Consider the following 22,873-nt stretch of genomic DNA (forward strand, 5'->3'; position numbering starts at 1 on the left):
GGCAGGCCGCCGCCCTGCTCTGTATCTGCTTACGGAGCCTTTGCATGTCTTCATCTCCCGCCACGCACGCCACCAACGAAGCGCTGGCCCCCGTCTCCCCCGACCGCCGCGTCTTCCAGTGGCATGACCACGCCTCGCTCTGGTTCAGCCTGGGCGTGGGTCTGCTCGTCATGCAGGTGGGGGCGTATCTGATGCCTGCGCTGGGCACCCAAGAAGCGCTGATTGCCATCGTGGCCGGCTCCATCGTCGGCGCGGGCTTGCTGGGCTGGGTGGCCAAGCTGGGCTGCGACAGCGGCCTGGCCAGCGCGGGGCTGATGCACGCCGTGTATGGCCGCACGTTTGCCAGCCTGCCCATCATCCTGAACATCGTGCAGCTGGTGGGCTGGGGCACGTTCGAGCTGGTGGTGATGCGCGATGCCACCGTGGCCATCGGCCAGCAATCCGGCACCATGGCCGGCGCCCATTGGCCCGTGCTGGCCACACTGCTGTGGGGTGGCGTGGTGATGCTGCTGATCAGCGGATCGATGGTGCAGCTGGTGCGCAAGCTGATTGCGCACATCGCGCTGCCGCTGGTGGTGCTGTCGCTGCTGTGGCTGTCATGGCAGTTCCTGTCGCTGGCACAAACGCAAGGTTTTGAAGCGCTGTGGACGCGCCAGGGCGCGGGCGGCATGGGCGTGTTGCCCGCGCTGGACCTGGTGATTGCCATGCCGATCTCGTGGCTGCCGCTGGTGGCCGACTACGCGCGCCATGGCAAGAACGGCGGCTCGGCACTGCGCGGCACCTGGCTGGGCTATGCGCTGGCCAACATGTGGTGCTATTCGCTCGGCGTACTGGTGGCGCTGACCTTGCCCAGCAAGGACCTGGTGCAGGCGCTGCTGCTGGCCCAGGGCGGGCTGCTTGCGCTGTCGCTGATCCTGATCGACGAGGTGGACAACGCCTATGGCGACACCTATTCGGGCGCCGTGTCGGCCCACAGTCTGCTGCCACGTTTTGGCGTGCGCGCGTGGGGCCTGCTGGTGGCCGCGCTGTGCACGGGGCTGGCGCTGGTGCTGCCCATGCACAGCCTGGAGCCGTTTTTGCTGCTGCTCAGCTCGGTGTTTGTGCCCCTCTTTGGCGTGATTTTGGGGCGCCTGGCCTTTGGCACCGATGCGCCCGCCCTGCTGGCGGCGGCGCGCAAGGTGAATGCGGCGCCCGTGGCCATCTGGCTGGCGGGCATTGCGGTGTACCACCTGGCGCCCCAGGTGCTGCCAGGTGCGGGTTCGGCCCTGCCTGCGCTGGCATTCAGCTTTGCACTGGCCTGGGCCACGCGCCCACGCGGCCAGTGATCGCTATCAATTAATGAGCTATCAGCGCTTGATGGGCAGGCGCTGAGGCTCAAAAATACTCAAACTTCTTCCCGCAACACCTGCTGCGCCACCGGCGCATACCCATGGTTCAACGGGCCATGGCCACGCCCGGTGGTCACATCGGCACCTGCTGCAATGGCACCCAGGATGTAGGCCCGGGCGCGTTCCACCGCCTGCGGCAGGGGCGCGCCCAGCGCCAGGTGCGACGCGATGGCCGACGACAGCGTGCAGCCGGTGCCATGGCCGTTGTGTGTGGCAATGCGTTGCGATGCGAGGCGCTGGCAGGTCCCGTCTGGCAGGGCTAGCACATCCACTACCCAGTCTCCGGGCAGGTGTCCGCCCTTGAGCAGCGCGGCCGGGGCGCCCAGCGCGCGCAGAGCCTGCGCGGCGGCGTCCAGCGCGTCCACACCGTCGATCTTGCGGCCCAGCAGCCAGCCCGCTTCATCGAGGTTGGGGGTGATCACCTCGGCCAGCGGGAACAGCTCCTGCACCAGCACACTCACGGTTTCTGCAGCGATGAGCCGGTCGCCGCTGGTGGCCACCATCACCGGGTCCAGCACCACGTGGGGCAGCTGGTGTTTGCGGATGGCGTCGGCCACCACGCGCACCACCTCGGGCGAATGCAGCATGCCGATCTTGACGGCATCCACGCCGATGTCCTGCACCACCGCGTCGATCTGCGCCTTGAGCATCTCGGGCGGAATGCCGTGGATGCCCGTGACGCCGCAGGTGTTCTGCGCCGTGATGGCGGTGATGGCCGTCATGCCGTAACAGCCCAGGGCAGCAAAGGTCTTGAGGTCGGCCTGGATGCCTGCGCCGCCGCCGCTGTCGGAGCCTGCAATGGAGAGCACACGCACATAGCGGCGCGTGGAGGATGGGGACGGCGTGGAGGGCGACGGAGTCGAAGAAGTCATGGCAAAAATTATGGCCTATGCGCTAGCGCAAAAAGGGCGGCGCGGGCTTGTGCTGTAATTTGATTTTCCGGACGAAACAGGGGTGTCCCGCCAAGATGGTGTGCGACTGAGAAATACCCTGGGGCTGCGCAGAATCCTGCGTTGCGCTGCGCGCAATGGCCCCGCTACCCGATCCAGGTCATGCTGGCGTGGGGAGTTTCCAAGAGCGGCCCTGCCCCCGTTTTGTCCCTGGTTGCCTGCCAACACACGGACCACTGAACCTCGGACAGACCGACTTATGCCACTTCAACCCTCTTCTTTTGCCATCCTGGGCGCGGGCCTCATGGGCCGATTGCTGGCGGTGGAGCTGGCGCGCCAGGGGCACCGGGTGGACATTTATGACGCGGGCAGCCCCGCTGCCGAAGGCTCGGCCGCCACGGTGGCCGCCGCCATGCTCGCGCCCCTGGCCGAATCGGCCATCACCGAGCCCGGCGTGGTGCGTATGGGCCACCATGCCCTGGCCCGCTGGCCGCAGCTGCTGGCGCCGCTGGCCGAGCCGGTGTTCTTTCAGCAGGCGGGCACGCTGATCGTGTGGCACCGGCAGGACGCCGCCGAAGCCCAACGCCTGACGCGCCAGCTGGAGGCCAACCAGCACACCGTGCCCGAGCTGCCCCGGCTCGAAAAGCTGGGCAGCGAGGGCCTGGCCCAGGCAGAACCCACACTGGCCCACCGTTTTGCCCAGGGCCTGTACCTGCCGGGCGAAGGCCAGCTGGACAACCGCCAGTTGCTGGCCGCGCTGGTGGTGGAGATGGAGCGGCTGGGCGTGCGCACCCACTGGCACAGCCCCCAGTCGCCCGAAGCCTTCCGCCCCGGCGCCCCCGGCCAGCCCGACTGGGTGCTGGACTGCCGGGGCCTGGGCGCCAAGAGCCAGTGGAGCGCGCTGCGCGGCGTGCGCGGCGAGGTGGCGCGCATCCATGCGCCCGACGTGACGCTGCAGCGCCCCACACGCCTTGTGCACCCGCGCTACCCCATCTACATCGCGCCCAAACAAGACCATCTGTTCGTGATCGGCGCCACCGAGATCGAGTCGGACGACCTCTCGCCCGCCAGCGTGCGCTCCACGCTGGAGTTGCTCAGCGCCGCCTATGCCGTGCACCCCGGCTTTGCCGAGGGCCGCATCCTGGAGCTGGCCACGCAATGCCGCCCCACGCTGCCCGACAACCTGCCCGCCATCCGCCAGACGCGCCCGGGCGTGCTGGAGATCAACGGCCTGTACCGCCACGGCTTCATGATCGCGCCTGCCATGCTCGATGTAACGCTGGAAGTGCTGAACACAGGACAATCGGAGCTTTCGCAACGTTTTGACCTTGCGCTGGACCTGGCCCCTGCATGCGCGCCAGCCACCAGTGCTGCCCCGGCCCTCGCATGAATATCTCCATCAACCAGACCCTCCACGAACTGCCCGAGGGCGCCACCGTGGCCGATGCCGTGGCCGCCGTCGCGGCGCGCCCGCCTTTTGCCGTGGCCGTGAACACCACCTTTGTGCCCAACACCCGCTACGCCGCCCACACGCTGCAGCCGGGCGACCGCGTGGAAATCATCTCGCCGGTGACCGGGGGCTGACCTGGCACTGAAAAATTGAGAAAAAAATGCCTTCTGCGCGCGCTCATCAAGCCCTGATAGCTATCAAAAACATAGTAAACACATGACCACTCCGACGCCCCAAGATCCGCTGGTGCTGTACGGCCAGACGTTCGCCAGCCGCCTGCTGCTGGGCACCTCGCGCTACCCCTCCCCCGCCGTGCTCGAAGCCGCCGTGCTGCGCGCCCAGCCCGCCATGGTCACCGCCTCGCTGCGCCGCCAAGGCAGCAACCCGGCCGAAAGCGGCAGCAGCTTCTGGGAGCTGCTGCGCAAGCTCAACGTGCCCGTGCTGCCCAACACCGCCGGCTGCCACAGCGCGCAAGAGGCAATCACCACCGCGCAGATGGCGCGCGAGGTGTTCAACACCCCGTGGATCAAGCTGGAACTGATCGGCGACGACTACACCCTGCAGCCCGATACGCTCAACCTGGTGGGCGTGGCCGAGCACCTCATCAAGGAAGGCTTTCAGGTGCTGCCCTACTGCACCGAAGACCTGGTGCTGTGCCAGCGCCTCGTGGATGTGGGTTGCCAGGCCGTGATGCCCTGGGCCGCACCCATTGGCACCGGGCGCGGCCCGGTGAACCCCTACGCCTTGCAGACGCTGCGCGAACGCCTGAACGTGCCCATGCTGGTCGATGCCGGTCTGGGCCTGCCGTCGCATGCCTGCCAGGTCATGGAATGGGGCTTTGACGGTGTGCTGCTGAACACCGCCGTCGCCCTGGCACAAGACCCCGTGGCCATGGCCGGTGCGTTTGCCGATGCCGTCAGCGCCGGGCGCGCAGCCCGCCTGGCGGGTGCCATGGCCGCACAAGACGCCGCCCAGCCCAGCACACCCGTGCTGGGCACCCCTTTCTGGCACCACGCCCATGCATGACACCACCGCCCTGGCGCACGCCATCTTGAGCCACCACGCGGCCACATTTGCGGGATTTGCACCCGAGCCCGTGCCTGCCTCCACCTCGCAGGAGCCCGTCTACCTGGCCGCGCTGCAAGCCTGCAGCCAGCTGGGCTTCATCGCCCACGACGCCGAATGCCTGGCCCGCGCCTGGCAGGCGCGCGCGCTGCGCACCGGCAGCGCGCAGCCCGAGGCCTGGCCCGACGCCCCCGAAGACTTCGGCCTGCAAGCCCTGCCACGCACCCACCAGTTCGCGCCCTGCCCTGAGCACCTGGGCCTGTACGCCGTGTTGCCCGATGCTGCCTGGGTGGGCCGCATGGCCCGCGCGGGCGTGCCCACGGTGCAGCTGCGCTTCAAGTCTGACGACGCGGCTGCGGTGGAACGCGAAGTGCGCGCCGCCGTGCAGGCCGTGCAGGGCACGGGGGCGCTGCTGTTCATCAACGACCACTGGCGTGTGGCCATTGAGGCCGGTGCCTACGGCATCCACCTGGGTCAGGAGGACCTGGACGCGCTGAAGGCCGACGAGCTGCAGGCGCTGCGCAGCTCGGGCCTGCGCCTGGGCGTCAGCACCCATGGCTATGCCGAAATGGTGCGCGCTGACGCTGTGGGCCCCAGCTACATCGCCATGGGGGCCGTGTTCCCCACCACGCTCAAGAAGATGGCCACCGCCCCCCAGGGCGTAGGCCGGTTGGGGGTGTACGCGCGGCTGATGCGGCACTACCCGCAGGTGGCGATTGGTGGCATTGGCGCCGAGCAGTTTGCGCAGGTGCTCGCGACGGGGGTGGGCTCCATCGCCGTGGTGCGGGCCCTGGTGAACGCGGCAGATCCTGAAAGCGCGGCAGCCCAGCTGATGCAGCACATGGCGCCTGCCTGACGGCGGCGCCAAGGCGCTCGGGGGGCATGGCGCCCCCCGCCAGGGCTTATTGGGGGAGCGCTGCGCCGAGCATCGGCGACGAAGTCAGGCGCCGCCTCAGGGCATCAACAGCACCCACCCCCGCAACGCAGGGGCAGGGGCAACAAGCCACCGGCCCGGCTTTGATCCAGACTTACTTGCTGCGATCGGTCTTGTGCTTCATCTGCTCCAGCTCCAGCCGCAATTCCATCAGGTCGTTCTCCATGCCAAAACCCACGGCCTGCCCGGAGGGTGGCGGGGGCGTCACGGGCACGGGCGGCAGGTCGCTGAGGGTCAGGTGCAGAGGTTCTGACAGGTCCAGGTCCAGGGGTGCATGGCCACTGTCGTTGCCGATGGCGGCCGGGGCGGTGGCCACGGGGGCGTTGTTGTTGCCTGCGGCCGGGCGTGGCGGCATGGCCCCAAAGTCAAACTCCAGGCTGGCCGCGAGCGAATCCAGGGGCGCATCGTCCCGCTGCAACACAGCCGACACCGGGGCTGAGGCAATCATCGATTCAGCCACCAAGGCCTCGACCCGGGGAGGAGCCAGAGGGGTGGTGCGCTTGCGCGGTGGGGGTTCACCCCGTGCGCTGGCGGGCGTGGTCTGCGCGATGGACAGCAGCAGCAGCAGGTCGTCGTAGGCCGCCAGATCAAATGGCTCCACGCTTTCGGCCCCGGTGCGGCGGAACAGGAGCGTCTCCAGCAGGCCCAGCACCTCGGGGGATGTCCACAAGGCCTCGATGTCGGCCAGCGCATCGGTGTAGTGGTAGAGCATGCGCCCCGTGCGGTGGAAGCCGGAAAACTCGGGCACCTGCGCATTGAAGGACTGCATGAACTGCGCGCGCAGCTGGGCAAATTCGTCTACCCGGCTGAGCGTGTGGTACAGCCGCAAAAGCTCCAGATAGGCCAGTGGCGAGGTCTCGCGGTGCTCTGCAATGTGGTTCTTCAGGACTTCGATGGCCTGCTGGTGCTCGCCCACCGAAATAAAGAACTCGGCCTGCTGCTGGATGTCAAAAAGCTCTTCCGGGTTGACGATGTGCAGCGATGCCGAGGCGGCTGCCGGTGATGGCAGCGGGACCGGTGCACTCACCAACGGCGGTCTGGCCGCAGCAGCCACCACCGGCACCGGGCTGGGGGCGGGCACCGTGACAGGAGCGGACGGCCCGGCAGCGGACGGAGCCTCCTCGTCGGGCACAGGCTGCGTGTCAGACGGCAGCCAGGAATCGCCAGGATCGCGCGCCAGGCCCAGCGCCTCCTCAGCTGCGGCGGTATCGCGTGACCCCAGGGCCACCGAGTCGCCCCAGGCCCGCACCGCGTGCTGGGACGCCTTGCGCAGGCGCATCCACATCCACGCAGCCACCAGCAGGGCTAGTGCCAGCAGGGCCCCCAGCGCATACACGATGGTGGCAGGAAACCGCTCTTGTTCGGCCAGCTCCAGTTGCTGCTGCAGCTGAGCCGCAGCGGCGCGTTCCTTGGCAGCCTGCGCGCGCAGGGCGACGGCCTCGGATTCCAGTGATTTCAGTTGCTCGCTGTCCTTGAGCAGGGCTTCCGGCTGCGCGTTCAAGGCCTTCCACAACGCAATGGCCTGCGCGCGCTGGGGCGACATTTCTTCGGATGGTGTGGCCGACAGCTCGGGGCTTGAACGCAGCGGAACGGGGCTGTCCAGCCAGATGTCCAGGGGCTCAATCACCAGACGAGGGCGGCTGGCTGGCGCTGCCGCCGAGGCCTTGGCAGGGGCCGGTACCCGTGCCGCAGGTCGCACCGGGGGCGTGGCAGTGGCTGGCGCTACCGGCCGGGCCGCTGCAGGCACCCTGGGCACCAGGGGCTGGGGCGTGGCGCGCGGGTCCGGAGAGGCTGGCACCGGGCGGCTGTCCTGCGCCCTGGGTGCAGGCCGGGCCGCTTCAGCACCAGCGGCACCTGGCAGGCGCGACAGGTCAACCGGCAACGCCGATGCGGAGCGCGTGGCAATGGTCGGGAGGTCAGAAAGAAAGGTATAGGTGCGTGTGGTCTTGCCCGCACACCCTGCCGTGAGGGTTACTGTCAGCACGGGTTCGTCGAGCGCAATCGATGCCATCACCCGCACGCCCGAGGGGCGGCCCCGCACTTCTGGCAGGGGCATGACGCGCACCTTGCTGTCAGCAACAGCGTTGTCGCCAGCCACCAGCTTGGCGGTGACGCAGGACGATGCGACATCGGTGCCGGGGTCAGGCTGCAATTCAAACGCCAGATCGACAGGAGACCCCAACACCACCGTGCCACTGCCACTGCCCAGGGACAGCGCCGAAGCTCCAGCTGCAACCACCCACAGCCCCGGTCCAAATATGGTGTTACGGATTTTCACAATAAGTTCTGTTTCTGGTCCGAGGCATTCTTGCACATAAGTCCCAGATAAGGCCAGAGCCATAATGGCGCTATGAAAATTCAGTTTCCCACCATCGCCATCGTGGGCACCGGCGCTATGGGCCGGGGCATTGCCCAAATCGCAGCCCAGGCCGGCAGCCAGGTGTTTCTGTTCGACGCCAACCCCGGCGCCGCTGATGCGGCCCAGGCCGCTCTGCAGGACCAGTGGGCCAAGCTGGTGTCCAAAGGCCGCATCGACGAAACCCAGGCCAGCGCGCTGACCGCACGCCTGCACCCTGTGAAGGCCGTGGCCGACCTGGCAGGCTGTGACCTGGTGGTGGAGGCCATCGTCGAGCGCCTGGATGTGAAGAAGGCGCTGTTTGCCGAGCTGGAAGCCGTGGTGCGCCCGGATACCGTGCTGGCCACCAACACCTCGTCGCTGTCCGTCACCGCCATCGGCGCTGGCCTGCAGCGGCCCGAACGCCTGGCGGGTTTCCACTTCTTCAACCCGGTTCCGCTCATGAAAGTGGTGGAAGTGATTGCCGGGCTCAAGACCGGTGCCGCCGTGTGCGCGGCCCTGGCCGCCTACGCACGGGAAATGGGCCACACGCCCGTTCAGGCGCAAGACACGCCCGGTTTCATCGTGAACCACGCAGGCCGTGGCTTTGGCACCGAGGCCCTGCGCATCGTGGGAGAAGGCGTGGCCGACTTTGCCACCATCGACCGCATCCTGCGCGACCAGGTGGGTTTCAAGCTCGGGCCTTTCGAGTTGATGGACCTCACGGCGCTTGACGTGTCGCACCCGGTGATGGAGTCCATCTACCGCCAGTATTACGACGAGCCCCGCTTTCGCCCCAGTGTGATCACCGCGCAGCGCCTGGCAGGCGGCGTGGTGGGCAAGAAGGTGGGCGAAGGCTTTTACCGCTACGTGGATGGCGTGGCGCAAGTACCCGCAGAGGCGCCGCCGCCCGTGGTGACCGAGATTCCCCCCGTGTGGGTCTCGCCCCGTGCCGCGCGCCGTGCGGAGCTGTACCAGTTGCTCAAGGACCTGGGCGCCACCATCGAAACCGGCCAATCGCCCTCGCCCCAGGCCATCACGCTGGTCGCGCCGCTGGGGTTTGACATCACCACTGTGGCGGTCGTGGAGCGGCTGGACCCCGCCCGCACCATCGGCATTGACATGCTGATTGACGACGCCGCCACCAAACGCCGCGTGCTGGCCACCAACCCCGCTACGCGCGTGGACATCCGCAACGCGGCGCATGCGCTGTTTGCCCGCGACGGCAAGGCCGTCAGCGTGATCCGCGACAGCGGTGGCTTCGTCACCCAGCGCGTGGTGGCCACCATCGTCAACATCGCCAGCGACATCTGCCAGCAAGGCATCTGCACCCCCAAGGACCTGGAGACTGCTGTGACCCTGGGCCTGGGCTACCCACTGGGCCCGCTGGCCATGGGCGACCGCTGGGGCCCGACGAACATCCTCGAAGTGCTGTTCAACATGCAGACCGTGTATGGCGACACCCGCTACCGCCCCAGCCCCTGGCTGCGTCGGCGCGGCGCCATTGGCCTGAGCCTGAGCCACGTCGAAGAAGCCTGATCGCCCAGCACCACGGCCACTCCACCGAAGACCGCCATGCCCGCAGAACTCCGAAGCACAAGCCAGGGCCAGACCCTGATCCTGACCCTCAGCAACCCCGAGCGGCGCAACGCCATTGACCCGGCCATGTATGCCGCCGGAGTGGAGGCGCTGAGCGTGGCTGAGAGCAGCGCCGATATCCGCAGCGTGGTCATTACCGGGTCGGACGGCATGTTCTGCTCGGGCGGCAACCTGCAGCGGCTGCTGGCCAACCGCCAGCAGCCACCCGAGGTGCAGGCCCAGAGCATCGAGGGCCTGCACAACTGGATCGAAACCATCCGCACCTACCCCAAGCCGGTGATTGCAGCGGTGGAAGGCGCGGCGGCCGGTGCAGGCTTTTCGCTCGCGCTGGCCTGCGACTTCATCGTGGCGGCGCGCAATGCAGTGTTCGTGATGGCCTACAGCAACGTGGCGCTGTCCCCCGATGGCGGCGCCAGCTGGAGCCTGTCGCAGGCCCTGCCCCGCCAGATCGCCGCCGAGATCCTCATGGGTGGCGAGCGCATCGGCGCCGAGCGGCTGCATGCCCTGGGCCTGGTCAACCGCGTGGCCGAAGCAGGCTCCGCACTGGACGCCGCGCTCGCACTGGCCGAGCAGCTCAATGCCAAGGCCCCCAACGCGCTGGCCAGCATCAAAGAGCTGCTCAACGAAGCGCCCCGCGCCAGCCTCACCCAGCACCTTGGCCATGAGCGCGATCACTTCGTGAAAAACCTGCACCACGCCAACGGCGGTGCAGGCATTTCAGCCTTCCTCGAAAAACGCGTGCCACGCTACGAATAGCGCGCACAAACACCCAACGCTCAGCGCTTCAGGCCCCTGGCTGCCACAACGGCAGCCAAGGGCTTTTTGTTGCGCGGGCTCGGCGCAGAGGTGGCAGACGCGCAGGTGACAACCCTGACGCAGCGCGCAGGTCCCTCACGCGACAATGGCCCCGTTACCAGTCACGCAAAAGACAGACCATGGACGACCCGATTCTTACTATCGAAGAACGTGAAGCGATCAACTCCGGTCGCTGGTTTTCATCACTCTCACCTTCGCTACGCCACGACATCCTCCGATGTGCATACGTCAAACGCTTCAAGGACGGCGGCCTCATTGCCGCACGCGGGGATCCACCCGAGGAGTGGATTGCCTGCGCGCGCGGCGCGGTGCGTGTGAGCTCCACCTCCATCTCGGGCAAGCAGATCACGCTGACGTATGTGGAGCCGGGCATCTGGTTCGGCGACGTGGCGATCTTCGATGGGGACCGGCGCACACACGACGCCTACGCACACGGCGACACCACCATCCTGTGCGTGGCCAAGGCCGACTTCCGCAAGATCCTGGCCGTGCACACCGAGCTGTACGAAGCCATGCTGCGCCTGCATGCGCGGCGCATTCGCCAGCTCTTCGGGCTGGTGGAAGACCTCAACACGCTGCCCCTGCGATCGCGCCTGGCCAAGCAGCTGGTGCATCTGGTGCGCAGCTATGGGGTGCCCAGCCTGTCGGACGGCAGCGAAATGCGCATCAGCCTGCAACTGGCGCAAGAAGAACTTGCGCAGCTGCTGGGCGCATCACGCCAGCGCGTGAACCAGGAGCTCAAAGCCATGGAGCGCGAGGATGCCATCCGCATCGAGCCGGGCGGCCTGGTGGTGCGCGACCGCGATGCACTCATGCGCATTGCGGAAACCGACAACTGAAGAACAACAAACTCTCCGCCCTTCTCTCATGAGCAACTTTGACCATTTCGTTGGCACCCGGCCCGTTTCGGACCAGCACGCGTTTGACACTGCCGCACTGAGCACCTGGCTCGCACAGAACATGAAGGGCTTTGCGGGCCCCCTGACGGTGGAGATGTTCAAGGGCGGGCAGTCCAACCCCACCTACAAGCTCATCACATCCACCACCAGCTATGTGATGCGCGCCAAGCCCGGCCCGGTGGCCAAGCTGCTGCCCTCGGCCCACGCCATCGAGCGTGAATTTGCCGTGATGAGCGGCCTGTATGGCACCGACGTGCCCGTGCCGCGCATGTTTGTGCTGTGCGAAGACGAATCGGTCATCGGCCGCGCCTTCTACGTGATGGAGTGCATGCAGGGTCGTGTGCTGTGGGACCAGTCCCTGCCCGGCATGTCGCAGGCCGAGCGCGGCGCCATCTACAACGAAATGAACCGCGTGATCGCCGCGCTGCACACCGTGAAGTTTGCAGACCGGGGCCTGGCCAGCTACGGCAAGCCAGGCAACTATTTCGACCGCCAGATCGGCCGCTGGAGCAAGCAATATGTCGCCTCCATCACGCAGCCCATCCCCGAGATGGACAAGCTCATGGAATGGCTGCCCGCGCACATACCGGCCAGCGCGCGCGACGAGGGCCAGGTGTCCATCGTGCATGGCGACTATCGCCTGGACAACCTCATGTTCCACCCCACCGAGCCCCGTGTCATCGCCGTGCTCGACTGGGAGCTGTCCACCCTGGGCCACCCGCTGGCCGACTTCAGCTACCACTGCATGAGCTGGCACATCCCTGCCGCCATGGGCCGGGGCATCGCGGGCCAGGACCTGGCCGCACTGGGTATCCCCAGCGAAGACAGCTACATCCACCTGTACTGCGAACGCACCGGCATCGCGACGCCCGAGGCGCTGCGCGCCGACTGGAACTTTTACCTCGCCTACAACATGTTCCGCATCGCGGCCATCCTGCAGGGCATTGCCAAGCGCGTCGAGGCAGGCACCGCCTCCAGCGCGCAGGCCAAGGCCTCGGGCGACACCGCGCGGCCCATGGCCGAGCTGGCCTGGTCGTTCGCACAGCGCGGCTGAGCACGCGGCGAGGGCGCCACAGCAAAGACACTGGCAAAAACGCCGCCCCACGATTACCAACGGAGAAGAAACCCATGGACTTTGACTACTCGCCCAAAACCAAGGAACTGCAGGCCAAACTGCTCCAGTTCATGGACGACCACATCTACCCGAACGAAGCCACCTACACCGCCGAACTGGCGGCCAACACGGCTGCGGGCAAGCGCTGGAGCGCGCTCAAGACCATCGAAGACCTCAAGCCCAAGGCCCAGGCCGCAGGCCTGTGGAACCTGTTTCTGCCGGTGGACAGCGCAGCCGCCTCGGGCTACAACGGCGCGGGCCTGACCAACCAGGAATACGCCCCCCTGGCCGAGATCATGGGCCGCGTGCCATGGGCGAGCGAGGTCTTCAACTGCTCTGCCCCCGACACCGGCAACATGGAAACCATTGCGCGCTATGGCGACGAGGCCAACAAGGCCCGCTGGCTCAAGCCCCTGCTCGAAGGCAAGATCCGCTCGGCCTTCGCGATGACCGAGCCCGACGTGGCATCGAGCGACGCGACCAACATCGAGACGCGCATCGAGCGCGACGGCGACGAGTACGTCATCAACGGCCGCAAGTGGTGGATCTCTGGTGCCGCCGACCCGCGCTGCTCGGTGTTCATCACCATGGGCAAGACCGACCCCGAAGCGCCTCGCCACTCGCAGCAGAGCATGGTGCTGGTGCCAGCTGACGCCAAGGGCATCACCATCATCCGCCCGCTGAACGTGCTGGGCTACGACGACGCACCGCACGGCCACGTCGAGATGACCTTCGAGAACGTGCGCGTACCCGTCTCCAACATCCTGCTGGGCGAAGGCCGTGGTTTCGAGATCGCACAAGGGCGCCTGGGCCCCGGCCGCATCCACCACTGCATGCGCCTTATCGGCCTGGCCGAACGCGCGCTGGAACTGATGTGCAAGCGCGCCTCCTCGCGCACCGCCTTTGGCAAGACCGTCGCGCAGCAAACCGTGACACAAGAGCGCATCGCTGAAGCCCGCTGCAAGATCGACATGGCCCGCCTGCTCACCCTCAAGGCCGCCTGGCTGATGGACGTAGCCGGCAACAAGGTCGCCAAGACCGAGATCGCCATGATCAAGGTGGTGGCGCCCAGCATGGCCTGCCAGGTGATCGACTGGGCCATGCAGGTACACGGCGGAGGCGGCATGAGCGACGACTTCCCGCTGGCCTATGCCTACGCCGGCGCGCGCACCCTGCGCTTTGCCGACGGCCCGGACGAAGTGCACCGCAATGCAATCGCCAAGTGGGAGCTGGGCAAGTACGGCGCCTACGGCCGTGATGCGGGTGTGCCTATCACGCGCGGGGCTTGATCAGAGGCACTCTCTGCCTGAGGCCCTGCGGGCCTCCCTTCCCCGCTCTTGCGTCACTGCGCGCTGCGAGCGGGGAACGCCGCCCTCGCTGCTGGGCGGCTTTTGCTCGATGGCGCTGGCAGAAGTCGCGTGAGGTTCCAACGGTGTGTTGCCGCAATACACCATGAATTTCTGCTTGGGGCCCAGAGCCGAAAGTGGGCACCGTTTCCCAGAGCAGTCATTGATTCGTATCCACCTGCTTGCAGCGGAAAACGTGACTATCGAGAGCCCTGGCTTTGCAAGTTCGCAGGCTATAGTTTGCCTCCGTGAACTTTTCGGAGGGGCCGGAATGTTTGTATGGAATGCGGTGGCAGCCCAGCTGCTTACAAATCTGGGCTCCAAGCCGTTTTCAGGAGCAATCAGTGTCCCAAAGTAGCCCCTATCGTTCAGCTTGTCCCGCAGGTCTTGCGAGATAAATTGTGTTTGGGTTCAGCTAGGCAGAGCAATGAGAGAAATGATTGGGCTAATGTCCAACGCCAAATGGAAGAAGCTCTTTTCCCACTTGGCACAAGCAGGGGTGGCTAGCTTTTGCACATGGAAATTGCTGGAGTGGAAGAGCTCCAGAGATGGCTTTCTTCCCGCACTAAATTGCCTCACCGAGCTAGGTGTCGGTGATTGTGGTGCAGTTCAGGGCGGCCCATTTCAATACTCAGAGATTGAGTGGCTGCTCATCCCCGAAAAGACAACGAGGTGGCCCCAAGCGCAACCTCAGCATCGTTATGAGTCCCAAGATATAGGTAGAGTCCAGGCGGAAATTGATTCGCTGGGGCAGTACCCGTACCAGATCACCTCAGCAGGGCTCGTGGTAAGTGGGTATGCGTCTCAACAATTCGTTTAACGCCGACACGCTTCGTGGGCGGCAGTAACTCCAACTTTGAACGTCCGCTTCTCCTTGCTGCAACCGACCGCTCCTGGCCGAGAGCAGATATGGTCTTTTCGAATCTGCGATCAGCCTGCAACCTTAGACGAGGACTTCAAAGTCCAGTCGTTGCCAAGTCTGCTGCTTCAACCCCCTACCGCTCCACATTCGGCAAATCATCCGGCCCCGCCACCGACATGGGCGGCAGGTTCTGCATGGCGGCCTGGGCGCCTATCAGCAGCATCTGGGTGGCGTGTGCAATTTCGGGCAGGCTGCGCTGTGTGTGCTCCATGCGCAGGTAGACCTTGCCGCGCACCAGCATCAGCACCAGGGGGGACTGCGCACGGGCGGCGCTGTGTTCGCCTTCCAGAAAGTTGAGCAGCTGCGACACCACGGGCGCGTGGATCCAGCGCTGGGCGACTTCGATGCGCTCGGCAATCACCGCGAAATGCTGGCAGAAGGACGCGGGCAGGCCGGGCCAGGTCATCTCTTCGTACATGGCCAGCCAGCGCATTTCTTCGGGCAGGTTGGCGTTCACCGTGGTCTGGAGGGTGTCGGTGATCGCGTTGTAGGCGCTGCCCTCCAGGGCCTCATGCAAGGAGCGGTTGAGCACCATCACGGCGGCATCCGGGTCGGCGCCTACGTCGGCGCGGCCGCGCAGCTCCAGGCCACGCACGTAGTCGCGGGTAGGGGTGCCACATTCCAGCCGCCAGGGGTGGCCGCCCACATCGCCGCCCAGGTCGAAATGCCCCTCGGTGGCGGACGGCACGATGGCCAGCTGCTGTGAGGCGGCCCAGCGGGCCACTTCCTTGTTGGTGACGGGCCGGGCGGCGGAGCCACCGGACGGACTGAAGGCTTTGCGCAGGCGATCGAACATGGCCAGGGGGAAGCGGATGCTTCGCAAGAGTCGCAGGTACGGGCATTATTGGGGGCATTGGCTGCTGGAGATAGCCCCTGAGGGTCAAAAGCTTCTCGAGTTGCCTGCGGCGCCGTTTCCTGAAGGGGATGCACCCTGTGGGCTGGCGAAGCAAGCCCCACGGGTGCGTTGGCCTTTCGCCGCGCCAGTTTCGTCGGCTGTGGGTGGGGCACAGCGCTTGGATGACCTGCATGTTTTCACCATGAACCGCCGTCTTGCCTTTTCTGCCCTGGGTTGCACGCTGGCCTTAGCTCCGCTGGCCGCCCTGGCGCTGCCCGCCGATGCCTCGGCCACGGCCCGCCAGCTGGTGCGCTGGGCCACGGACACGGGCGACCACCAGGGTCTGCCTTTTGCGGTGATCGACAAGCCCGGGGCCCGCATCCATGTGTTTTCGGCCCAGGGGCAGTGGCTGGGCAGCGCGCCGGTGCTGCTGGGCGCCGCGCGGGGCGACCGGTCGGCGCCCGACCTGGGCACGCGCCCGCTGGCGCAGATCCGGCCGGAGGAGCGCACTACCCCCGCAGGCCGTTTTGTGGCCGAGCCAGGCCGCAACCTGCGCGGGGAAGACATTGTGTGGATCGACTACGACTCGGCCGTGTCGCTGCACCGGGTGCGCAGCGTGAGCGCCTCAGAGCGCCGCCACCAGCGCCTGGCCAGCGGCAGCGCGCGCGACAAGCGCATCAGCTATGGCTGCGTGAATGCGCCCGAGGCGTTCTACAACCAGTTCATCGCCCCGCTGCTCGGGCAGGGCCCTGGGGTGATCTATGTGCTACCGGACACGGAGTCATTTGCTACGTTTTTCATAGCTGCCAGCGCTTATCCATAGCGCGGAGACGGCACTTTTTATTCAAATTTTCCGCCTGCAAAGACCCTGGCGGCTCAGCCCGCCCTCTGCAGCCGGAACACCGCACGGCGCCCACCCACCGTCAGCCCACGGGCGTTGACGATGTGCGCCGAGCGCCGCCGTGCTAGGGCATCGCGCTGGCCAGCGTCCAGCCAGCCGAGCTGGTCCATCACCTCGACGGCGGCAGCCACCTGGGCCACCATGTTACCGTCCATGATCTTGAGCGCAAAGGCCTCGCCCCGGCTGCGGCTGCCCACCACCTGCACGCCGTCAGCACCCGTCTTGGACACCCAGTCCCCCCGCCCCACCTGCATGAAGTCCAGGTCGTGCCGGCCTGTGCCCGAGCCCAGCTCGGGCCGCGCCACCATGGCGTCGGCCAGTGTGGTCAGGCTTTCGTGCAGGTCGGTGTCGGGCGCGCCACCGGCCAGCCGGGCATAGCCCCGGGCCAGATGCGCCAGCGGCATGGCGTAGTTGGGCGCCGAACAGCCGTCGATGCCCATGGCCAGTTGGCCGGGGGCGAGCCCCACTGCCTGCGCCACATGGTCGCGGATGGCCACCTGCAGCGGGTGGGCTGGATCGAGGTGGCCCTCCAGCGGCAGCCCCTGCTGCACGCAGTGCGCCACAAAACCCGCGTGTTTGCCGCTGCAGTTGTTGTGGCGCTCGTCGGGTACAAAACCATCGGGCAGCGTGCCCAGGCCCAGCTCGGAAAACAAGGGCCGGTGGCAGCCGCAGCGCAGCGCGCGGTAGTCCTGCCCTACGCTGGCCAGCATGCGGTCGGCCTGCTCCACATGCATGGACTCGCCGTTGTGGCTGGCGCACAGCAGCGCCAGCTCGCCCTGCCCCCAGCCCAACGCGCGGGCCCCGCCCGACTGCATGAAAGGCAGCGCCTGGAACGCCTTAATGGTGGAGCGGGTGAAGGTGACGGTGTACGGGTCGCCCACCTGCGCCAGCACCTGCCCCTGGCGGTTGGCAACGGCCACCGCGCCCCAGTGCTGGCACTCGGGCAGGCCGCCCCGGGTGACTTCGATTAACGGTAAAAAACCCATGGCGATGCGTCCTTGCCGCGGCCTCAGCGCGCGGCGGTGGGAAGGGTTGCTGGGGCCAGCGTGAGGCTGTGCACCCAGCGCGCGGGCTGGCGCTGCAGGGCGCGGTAGCCGGTGTCGGCCCAGGTGGTGCTCATGTCGCGGTAGCGCGGCGAAAACACCAGGCCACTCTGGCCCGTCTGGTAGATGAAGCGCGACTGTTCCAGATCGGCCAGGTCGTACACCGCGCGCAGCGAGGCGGCATGGCGGTTCACATACGGGCCCTTGGCCTCGCCCGCGTTGTACTGGCCCACATTCACGGTGTACGAGTCTCCGTGCGATGGCACGCTCACGTCAAAGAAGCGGGCCAGCGCGGGCACATTGCCAAAAGGCCGGTGCACGCTGAGCGCAGGGTGCGCAGCGCCCCAGCGCCACTGAGCCGGGTCTGCACCGTATGCAGCCTGCAGGCGGTCGAGCGCACGGCCCAGGGCAGCGGCGGATTGCTCGGCACAGGTCGCAGGCTGGCACCACCAGGTGTCGTTGCGCTCCAGGATGCCCTCCAGCGCCGAACGGTAGTCGCGCTTGCCGTAGGTGGCCTTGAAGCGGTCTTCGCCAATGCGCGGGATGATGAGGCCCCGCGCCAGCTCGTCCGTCCAGGCCACGAAGATCAACGGAGCAGCCCGGCCCGCGTCCATCACGCCATCAAAACCCTGAAGCTCTTTCTGCGCAGCGGCGGCCAGCGTGTGCGGGGACTGCGCCTGCTGCAGGTGCGGCAACAAGCGCCGCGTGGCAAGCGAGGCCACGTCGCGGTGGATGGCCTGCATGCTGGCCGCGTCGTGCTTGGGGGTCGCCTCAATGAGCTGCGCGATGCGCTCGTAGCGGTAGGGCAAGGCCCAGTCCTGCGTGAGGAAATGCGGGTAGCCAGGGGCCGTCACGCGCTGGTTGGCGGTGGCCACCCAGCCTCGGTCGCCGCGATCTTCTGGGGTCTGCTCGTAGGGCAGCCAGCCCTTCCAGTCGTAGCGCGCATCCCAGCCGGGCGATGGCGCCACGCCCCGGATATCGTTGGCCGCATCGCGCACCGGCACACGGCCAGCAGCCTTGAAGCGGATGTTGCCCTGGTCGTCGGCCGCCACCACGCTCTGCATGGGCGAGTGGTAGTGGGCCAGCCCTGCAAAGAGCTCGTCCACGCTTTGGGACTGGTTGGTCTTGAAGCCCGCCAGCACGGTCTGGTTGTCGTCGTCCAGCGCGCTCCAGCGCAGCGCCAGCACGTATTTGCCCAGGTCCAGCACCTCGGCGTGCGACTTCTGCACATCGCTCAGCACCGGCCCGTGGCGGGTGCTGCGCAGCTGCAGCACCACGTCGGCGGCGCCCTTGACGCGGATGGTCTCCTTGCGCATGGTGAACGGCGCCCAGCCTTCGGGCGTGCGGTACTGCGTGGCATCGGCGGGGTTGATCTGCTCCAGGTACAGGTCCTGCACATCCGGGCCGGTGTTGGTGAAGCCCCAGGCCACCTTGCCGGTGCGGCCCAGCACCACAAAAGGCAGGCCCGGCAAGGTGGCGCCCACCGCGTCGATGGCTGCGATGGGCGTGCCGTCCGAGGCTTGCCCTGCAGGCGCCTGCAGCCCGGCAAAGTACCAGATGGCGGGTGCCGACAGGCCCAGGTGCGGGTCGTTGGCAAGCAGAGGTTTGCCGCTCACTGTGCGCGAGCCCGCCAGCACCCAGTTGTTGCTGCCCTTGCCTTCGTTGGTGCCCGCGTTGCGGGTCAGCTCGTCGGCCCAGGCCAGCATGCCGGTGCTGATCTGGCGGGCCAACGGGCCGCCTGCTGTGTGGCTGGCGGTTTGGGCCGTGCGGTCCTGCGCTGCCGCGGTGGAGCCCGCATCTGCTGCGCGGTACACACCCAGCTGGCGGTACAGCGCTGCCAGGTCGGCCGACGCCGCACGCTTTTCGCCCGGATAGGGTGGCATCAGCTGCCAGAGCCGGTCGGTATCGAGCGTGCGCGCCACCGACAGGCGCGCAAACTCGGTGCCCCAGTTGCCGCCCAGGTCCAGCGCCATCATCAGCGCCCAACCCACGCTGTCTTCGGGCTCCCACACCGCGCCCCGTGCGCCGCCAGGCTGCACGCCCAGCACATGGAACTCGGGCGGCAGCGCCTGTGGGCGGTTCTGGTGGAAGGCATGGATGCCCTGGCTGTAGGCCTGCAGCGCGTCCTTGGCGTACTGGGGCAGGCCTGCGTACTGGCGTTTGGCCACGCCTGCGATGTCGAGCGCGCGCATGAGCTTGTCGGTTTCGACTGTGGCGGAACCAAACACCTCGGACAGCTCGCCATGCATGACGCGGCGGTTGAATTCCAACTGCCAGGTGCGTTCTTGGGCATGCACATAGCCCATGGCAAACCAGGCGTCCTGCGGGGTCTGTGCGCGCACATGGGTCACGTCCGACGGGTCGCGCTGCACGCGCACCGCGTCGCGCAGACCAGCTACTTGCAGCGTTCCATCCACCACCGCAAAGCTGCGCTGCACATACACAGCCGCCCCTGCGCCTGCCAGCAAGGCAACCACCACCAGCCCAACGGCCGTCCGCTTCATCCACGCCATGTGTTGTGTCTCCTGTTGTTGTGTTGACTGCCAGGGGGCCCGATGCGCAGCACGCGCGGGCTGGGGCACACAGCTTGCGCCCTCTTGTACCCCCTTATGCCCGGCGTTCAGCCCAGGTGCACGCTGGTGCCCACCACCTGGAAGCTCATGACCGGCGCGCTGGGCTCGGTGAAAGGTACCCCCAGCGCTATCTGCCCCGTGCCGTGCAGGATGCAGGCATCACGGCGCAGCCGCACGGGCGAGTCGCTGCCGTCAAAACGCACCCAGGTGCCAAAGCTGCTCATGTCGGTGAGCACAAAACCGCTGTTGCGCCAGTCGATGCGTGCATGCAGACGCGACACCCGGGGGTCGTTGATGCACAGCTGCGCATGGTTGGCGCGCCCCACATGCACCGGGGCGTCCGACGAGGTGAACGACATGTTCACGCCATGCCACGAGAACTGGATCTGCCCCAGGATCGAATCCACCGGGGCAAAGCTGCTGACCAGCGCGGCCTGCATGGTGAGGGAGTCTGGCGCCTCGTCCTCGCGCCACTCGACGTGGTAGAGCATGAGCGCCTCGGCCTTGCCACGGATTTCCATGAGGCCCAGCTTGCGGTACCAGGCATCGGGGGCGGTGCCTGCGAGCAGCACCGTGGTCTCGGTGGCCCAGATCTCGGCGGGCCCGGCCCGTTCGCAGAGGCGGGAGGCCACGTTGACGGCATCTCCATAGCAGTCGCCATCCACATCCAGCACCTCTCCACTGGCCACACCCACACGGATGTCCATGCGCAGCGGCTGTGGCCAGCGGCCCAGCCGCTCGTTGTGCTGGCGAAGCATGGTGGAGGTGGCCGATACCGCAGCGGCTGCATCGCCAAAAATGCACAACACGCCATCCCCCAGCTTTTTGACGACCCGACCGCCATGGGTTTCTATGGTGTCGGCAATCCACTGGGTGACCTGGGTCACGGCTTCCGTGGCGCGCTCGTTGCCCAGCGTTTCATACAACGAGGTGCTGCCCGAGATGTCCGCGAAGACCACCGTTGACAGCACACTCATGAACGATGGCCTATTAGTAACATCATGTGAATCAGTTTAGTGCAAGCTCAACGAAGACGCACCCACCGAAGCGTTAACAATCCTCCACTGCTGGTTGTGACCCTGCCCAGGCATCCCAGCCCACCCGCGACCAGACAGACACCAAGCAGCCGGGCACGAATGCAACCCGCCTGGTGGCCTCCCCATCCAGTCAAAAACACAGGCGTCGCCATGCGGCGTCAGGGAGCTGCAAGCCATCGCGCCAAATACGTAAAAGTTCGCAACAAACAGGACTGACGTGTTGTCTTTATGCAAAAACAGGAGCACGACCCTTGCGTCAATCCTCGCCCCCGCTTAACTTGACCGACCCTGTTACAAAAACCGTTGTGCGCCCCACCCATGCGCTGGAACAAACCCAATCTCCGCAACAACCTGCACGACCTGCTGGGCCGTGACAAGCCGTCTTCGACGGCCTGGGTGCGCGACCAGGGGCTGGAGGAAGTCCGCCAGGCCATGCTGCAGGGCCTGATGGGTTTGTCGGGCTGCGAGGTGGCCCGCATGAACATGCGGCTGCGGTATGCGGGCGACATCGAGGCGCTGTGGTATCTGCGCACCGACCTGTTTCAAACCCTGGTGCTCTTGCGGGGGCAGGCGGTTGCACAAAAGGTGCTGGACCACATCACCCCCTTCTTCCAGGGGCAGCTACCCCTGTCACTGCGCACACCCCAGGTGCCGCAGGAGCCGCGCTTCCACAATTACTAAGCCCGGCCGTCAGGCAGCCCCGCAGCGAAGCAGGGCTTAGCCACCAGCGTCAGTGCTGGTGCCCCCAGTAGATCAGCGCATCCCGCGCCTCCACCGACAGCGACACCGTTGCACCCACCGGCAGCAGCACCTTGGTCTCGACATGCCCGAACGGCAGGTTGGTCAGCACCGGGGCCTTGATCTGGCTGCGCAGCCAGTCCACCACCGACTGCAGCTTGTAGCCCTTGTCGTGCGGCGCCAGCTTGAAGTTGGTGAACTGCCCCAGCACCACCGCCTTTTGCTGGGCCAGCACGCCCGCGTGCAGCAACTGCGTCAGCATGCGCTCGATGCGGTAGGGATGCTCGTGCACATCCTCCAAGAACAGCACCCCGCCCTTGATCTGCGGCAGATACGGCGTGCCCACCAGCGAGGCCAGCACCGACAGGTTGCCGCCCCACAGGGTGGCGCTTTTCACATACGCGTTGGGCACGGCGGGCTTGCCCGTGATGGCGTGGGGCTTCTCGTTGTGCATGCGCCAGCCCGTGCCTTCACCGTGGCCGGTGAGCAGGTCGTCAAAGCAGGCTTCCATGATGTCGTCGGGCTCGCCCGCCACGCCAAAGTCAGCCCCCAGCGAGGGGCCCGCCCAGGTAGTGGCGCCGGTCTTGGCCAGCACGGCCAGCTGGAAGGCAGTGAAGTCGCTCACCCCCACAAAGTGCGTGCCCTTTTCGATGGCCTTGGCCACTGCCTTGTAGCGGATGCCCGGCAGGATGCGCGTAAGGCCATAGCCCCCGCGCGAGATCAGCGCCACATCGGCACCACTGGCAGCAGCGCGGTGGATGGCCGCCAGCCGCGTCTCGTCGTCGCCCGCAAAACGCGTGTGGGTGGCCAGCGCATCGGTGTCCACCTCGACCTCATGGCCCAGGGCCTTCAGGCGGGCCAGGCCGCGCTTGAAAGCCGCTTTGTCGCGCACAGCGCTGGAGGGCGAATAGATGTAGATGTGCTTGGGACCGTGGTCGTGGTGGCACTGCGAATGGTCGTGATCGTGGTCGTGCAAAGCGCTCAGGCC

19 protein-coding genes and 1 riboswitch are annotated in these 22,873 nt (G+C 66.7%); of the genes, 12 read left to right on the forward strand and 7 right to left on the reverse strand.

Annotated features, from left to right (window positions below):
• Positions 1-44: 44 nt before the first annotated feature.
• Entirely contained in the window at positions 45-1,325 is a 1,281-nt protein-coding gene (locus AvAM_RS16475) for a cytosine permease (RefSeq protein ID WP_137748053.1), read from the forward strand.
• Between the two features lie 59 nt (positions 1,326-1,384).
• On the opposite strand, the gene thiD is transcribed toward AvAM_RS16475, so the two are convergent.
• Positions 1,385-2,260 (reverse strand): bifunctional hydroxymethylpyrimidine kinase/phosphomethylpyrimidine kinase, encoded by an 876-nt coding sequence (gene thiD / locus AvAM_RS16480; RefSeq protein ID WP_137748054.1) that lies wholly within the window; start codon positions 2,258-2,260, stop codon positions 1,385-1,387.
• Between the two features lie 68 nt (positions 2,261-2,328).
• Positions 2,329-2,472, forward strand: a riboswitch (TPP riboswitch).
• A gap of 65 nt (positions 2,473-2,537) precedes the next feature.
• Here thiD and AvAM_RS16485 point away from each other — a divergent pair.
• The 4 genes from AvAM_RS16485 to thiE all read left to right on the forward strand — a co-directional run bounded on the left by AvAM_RS16485 (position 2,538) and on the right by thiE (position 5,649).
• The gene (locus tag AvAM_RS16485) at positions 2,538-3,668 is read left to right on the forward strand and encodes an FAD-dependent oxidoreductase (RefSeq protein WP_137748055.1); all 1,131 of its coding nucleotides are present in this window, start codon (positions 2,538-2,540) and stop codon (positions 3,666-3,668) included.
• Entirely contained in the window at positions 3,665-3,862 is a 198-nt protein-coding gene (gene thiS, locus AvAM_RS16490) for a sulfur carrier protein ThiS (RefSeq protein ID WP_137748056.1), read from the forward strand. The genes AvAM_RS16485 and thiS overlap by 4 nt, the downstream gene beginning before the upstream one ends.
• A gap of 82 nt (positions 3,863-3,944) precedes the next feature.
• Positions 3,945-4,754 carry a thiazole synthase gene (locus AvAM_RS16495; protein ID WP_137748057.1) on the forward strand — a complete coding sequence of 270 codons (810 nt, stop codon included), beginning with the start codon at positions 3,945-3,947 and terminating at the stop codon, positions 4,752-4,754.
• Positions 4,747-5,649 carry a thiamine phosphate synthase gene (thiE, locus tag AvAM_RS16500; protein ID WP_137748058.1) on the forward strand — a complete coding sequence of 301 codons (903 nt, stop codon included), beginning with the start codon at positions 4,747-4,749 and terminating at the stop codon, positions 5,647-5,649. Before AvAM_RS16495 ends, thiE begins: the two co-directional genes overlap by 8 nt.
• Before the next feature lie 172 nt (positions 5,650-5,821).
• On the opposite strand, the gene AvAM_RS16505 is transcribed toward thiE, so the two are convergent.
• The gene (locus AvAM_RS16505; protein WP_249368177.1) at positions 5,822-7,966 is read right to left on the reverse strand and encodes a hypothetical protein; all 2,145 of its coding nucleotides are present in this window, start codon (positions 7,964-7,966) and stop codon (positions 5,822-5,824) included.
• Positions 7,967-8,077: 111 nt separating this feature from the next.
• On the opposite strand from AvAM_RS16505, the gene AvAM_RS16510 reads away from it, so the two are divergent.
• From AvAM_RS16510 to AvAM_RS16530, 5 genes are all read left to right on the forward strand, one after another.
• Positions 8,078-9,601, forward strand: a complete 1,524-nt coding sequence (locus AvAM_RS16510) for a 3-hydroxyacyl-CoA dehydrogenase (RefSeq protein WP_137748059.1) — start codon at positions 8,078-8,080, stop codon at positions 9,599-9,601.
• A gap of 36 nt (positions 9,602-9,637) precedes the next feature.
• The gene (locus AvAM_RS16515) at positions 9,638-10,417 is read left to right on the forward strand and encodes an oxepin-CoA hydrolase, alternative type (RefSeq protein ID WP_137748060.1); all 780 of its coding nucleotides are present in this window, start codon (positions 9,638-9,640) and stop codon (positions 10,415-10,417) included.
• Between the two features lie 179 nt (positions 10,418-10,596).
• On the forward strand, positions 10,597-11,316 hold the full coding sequence (locus AvAM_RS16520) for a Crp/Fnr family transcriptional regulator (protein ID WP_137748061.1): 720 nt from the start codon (positions 10,597-10,599) through the stop codon (positions 11,314-11,316).
• 28 nt (positions 11,317-11,344) lie between these two features.
• Positions 11,345-12,430 carry a phosphotransferase gene (locus tag AvAM_RS16525; RefSeq protein ID WP_137748062.1) on the forward strand — a complete coding sequence of 362 codons (1,086 nt, stop codon included), beginning with the start codon at positions 11,345-11,347 and terminating at the stop codon, positions 12,428-12,430.
• 74 nt (positions 12,431-12,504) lie between these two features.
• A complete protein-coding gene (locus AvAM_RS16530) occupies positions 12,505-13,779 on the forward strand; it encodes an acyl-CoA dehydrogenase family protein (RefSeq protein ID WP_137748063.1) in 1,275 nt (424 codons plus the stop codon).
• Positions 13,780-14,831: 1,052 nt separating this feature from the next.
• Here AvAM_RS16530 and AvAM_RS16535 read toward each other — a convergent pair.
• Positions 14,832-15,554, reverse strand: a complete 723-nt coding sequence (locus AvAM_RS16535) for a hypothetical protein (protein ID WP_137748064.1) — start codon at positions 15,552-15,554, stop codon at positions 14,832-14,834.
• Positions 15,555-15,795: 241 nt separating this feature from the next.
• Here AvAM_RS16535 and AvAM_RS16540 point away from each other — a divergent pair, with 241 nt between their 5' ends.
• Complete coding sequence (locus tag AvAM_RS16540; RefSeq protein WP_137748065.1) at positions 15,796-16,416, forward strand: hypothetical protein; 621 nt, start codon at positions 15,796-15,798, stop codon at positions 16,414-16,416.
• A 53-nt stretch (positions 16,417-16,469) separates the two neighbouring features.
• Here AvAM_RS16540 and AvAM_RS16545 read toward each other — a convergent pair whose 3' ends face one another.
• From AvAM_RS16545 to AvAM_RS16555, 3 genes are all read right to left on the reverse strand, one after another.
• Positions 16,470-17,480, reverse strand: a complete 1,011-nt coding sequence (locus AvAM_RS16545) for an asparaginase (protein ID WP_137748066.1) — start codon at positions 17,478-17,480, stop codon at positions 16,470-16,472.
• A gap of 23 nt (positions 17,481-17,503) precedes the next feature.
• Complete coding sequence (locus AvAM_RS16550) at positions 17,504-20,050, reverse strand: penicillin acylase family protein (RefSeq protein WP_137748067.1); 2,547 nt, start codon at positions 20,048-20,050, stop codon at positions 17,504-17,506.
• Between the two features lie 107 nt (positions 20,051-20,157).
• A complete protein-coding gene (locus tag AvAM_RS16555) occupies positions 20,158-21,087 on the reverse strand; it encodes an adenylate/guanylate cyclase domain-containing protein (RefSeq protein WP_171012269.1) in 930 nt (309 codons plus the stop codon).
• A gap of 378 nt (positions 21,088-21,465) precedes the next feature.
• Here AvAM_RS16555 and AvAM_RS16560 point away from each other — a divergent pair, with 378 nt between their 5' ends.
• Complete coding sequence (locus AvAM_RS16560; protein ID WP_137748068.1) at positions 21,466-21,828, forward strand: hypothetical protein; 363 nt, start codon at positions 21,466-21,468, stop codon at positions 21,826-21,828.
• A gap of 49 nt (positions 21,829-21,877) precedes the next feature.
• On the opposite strand, the gene AvAM_RS16565 is transcribed toward AvAM_RS16560, so the two are convergent.
• Positions 21,878-22,861 carry an LD-carboxypeptidase gene (locus tag AvAM_RS16565; protein WP_137748069.1) on the reverse strand — a complete coding sequence of 328 codons (984 nt, stop codon included), beginning with the start codon at positions 22,859-22,861 and terminating at the stop codon, positions 21,878-21,880.
• Positions 22,862-22,873 lie beyond the last annotated feature (12 nt).

This window comes from Acidovorax sp. NB1, from assembly GCF_005405905.1.
In the GTDB taxonomy this organism is placed as follows: Bacteria; Pseudomonadota; Gammaproteobacteria; order Burkholderiales; family Burkholderiaceae_C; genus Acidovorax.

Excerpts from the sequence above, each read along its gene's own strand:
- AvAM_RS16485 (WP_137748055.1), top strand. The coding sequence starts at position 2,538 with ATGCCACTTCAACCCTCTTCTTTTGCCATCCTGGGCGCGGGCCTCATG.
- AvAM_RS16515 (WP_137748060.1), top strand. The coding sequence starts at position 9,638 with ATGCCCGCAGAACTCCGAAGCACAAGCCAGGGCCAGACCCTGATCCTG.
- AvAM_RS16560 (WP_137748068.1), top strand. The coding sequence starts at position 21,466 with ATGCGCTGGAACAAACCCAATCTCCGCAACAACCTGCACGACCTGCTG.
- AvAM_RS16475 (WP_137748053.1), top strand. The coding sequence starts at position 45 with ATGTCTTCATCTCCCGCCACGCACGCCACCAACGAAGCGCTGGCCCCC.
- thiD (WP_137748054.1), bottom strand. The coding sequence starts at position 2,260 with ATGACTTCTTCGACTCCGTCGCCCTCCACGCCGTCCCCATCCTCCACG.
- AvAM_RS16545 (WP_137748066.1), bottom strand. The coding sequence starts at position 17,480 with ATGGGTTTTTTACCGTTAATCGAAGTCACCCGGGGCGGCCTGCCCGAG.
- AvAM_RS16530 (WP_137748063.1), top strand. The coding sequence starts at position 12,505 with ATGGACTTTGACTACTCGCCCAAAACCAAGGAACTGCAGGCCAAACTG.
- AvAM_RS16555 (WP_171012269.1), bottom strand. The coding sequence starts at position 21,087 with ATGAGTGTGCTGTCAACGGTGGTCTTCGCGGACATCTCGGGCAGCACC.
- AvAM_RS16540 (WP_137748065.1), top strand. The coding sequence starts at position 15,796 with ATGAACCGCCGTCTTGCCTTTTCTGCCCTGGGTTGCACGCTGGCCTTA.
- AvAM_RS16525 (WP_137748062.1), top strand. The coding sequence starts at position 11,345 with ATGAGCAACTTTGACCATTTCGTTGGCACCCGGCCCGTTTCGGACCAG.
- AvAM_RS16550 (WP_137748067.1), bottom strand. The coding sequence starts at position 20,050 with ATGGCGTGGATGAAGCGGACGGCCGTTGGGCTGGTGGTGGTTGCCTTG.
- AvAM_RS16495 (WP_137748057.1), top strand. The coding sequence starts at position 3,945 with ATGACCACTCCGACGCCCCAAGATCCGCTGGTGCTGTACGGCCAGACG.
- AvAM_RS16520 (WP_137748061.1), top strand. The coding sequence starts at position 10,597 with ATGGACGACCCGATTCTTACTATCGAAGAACGTGAAGCGATCAACTCC.
- thiS (WP_137748056.1), top strand. The coding sequence starts at position 3,665 with ATGAATATCTCCATCAACCAGACCCTCCACGAACTGCCCGAGGGCGCC.
- AvAM_RS16535 (WP_137748064.1), bottom strand. The coding sequence starts at position 15,554 with ATGTTCGATCGCCTGCGCAAAGCCTTCAGTCCGTCCGGTGGCTCCGCC.
- AvAM_RS16510 (WP_137748059.1), top strand. The coding sequence starts at position 8,078 with ATGAAAATTCAGTTTCCCACCATCGCCATCGTGGGCACCGGCGCTATG.
- thiE (WP_137748058.1), top strand. The coding sequence starts at position 4,747 with ATGCATGACACCACCGCCCTGGCGCACGCCATCTTGAGCCACCACGCG.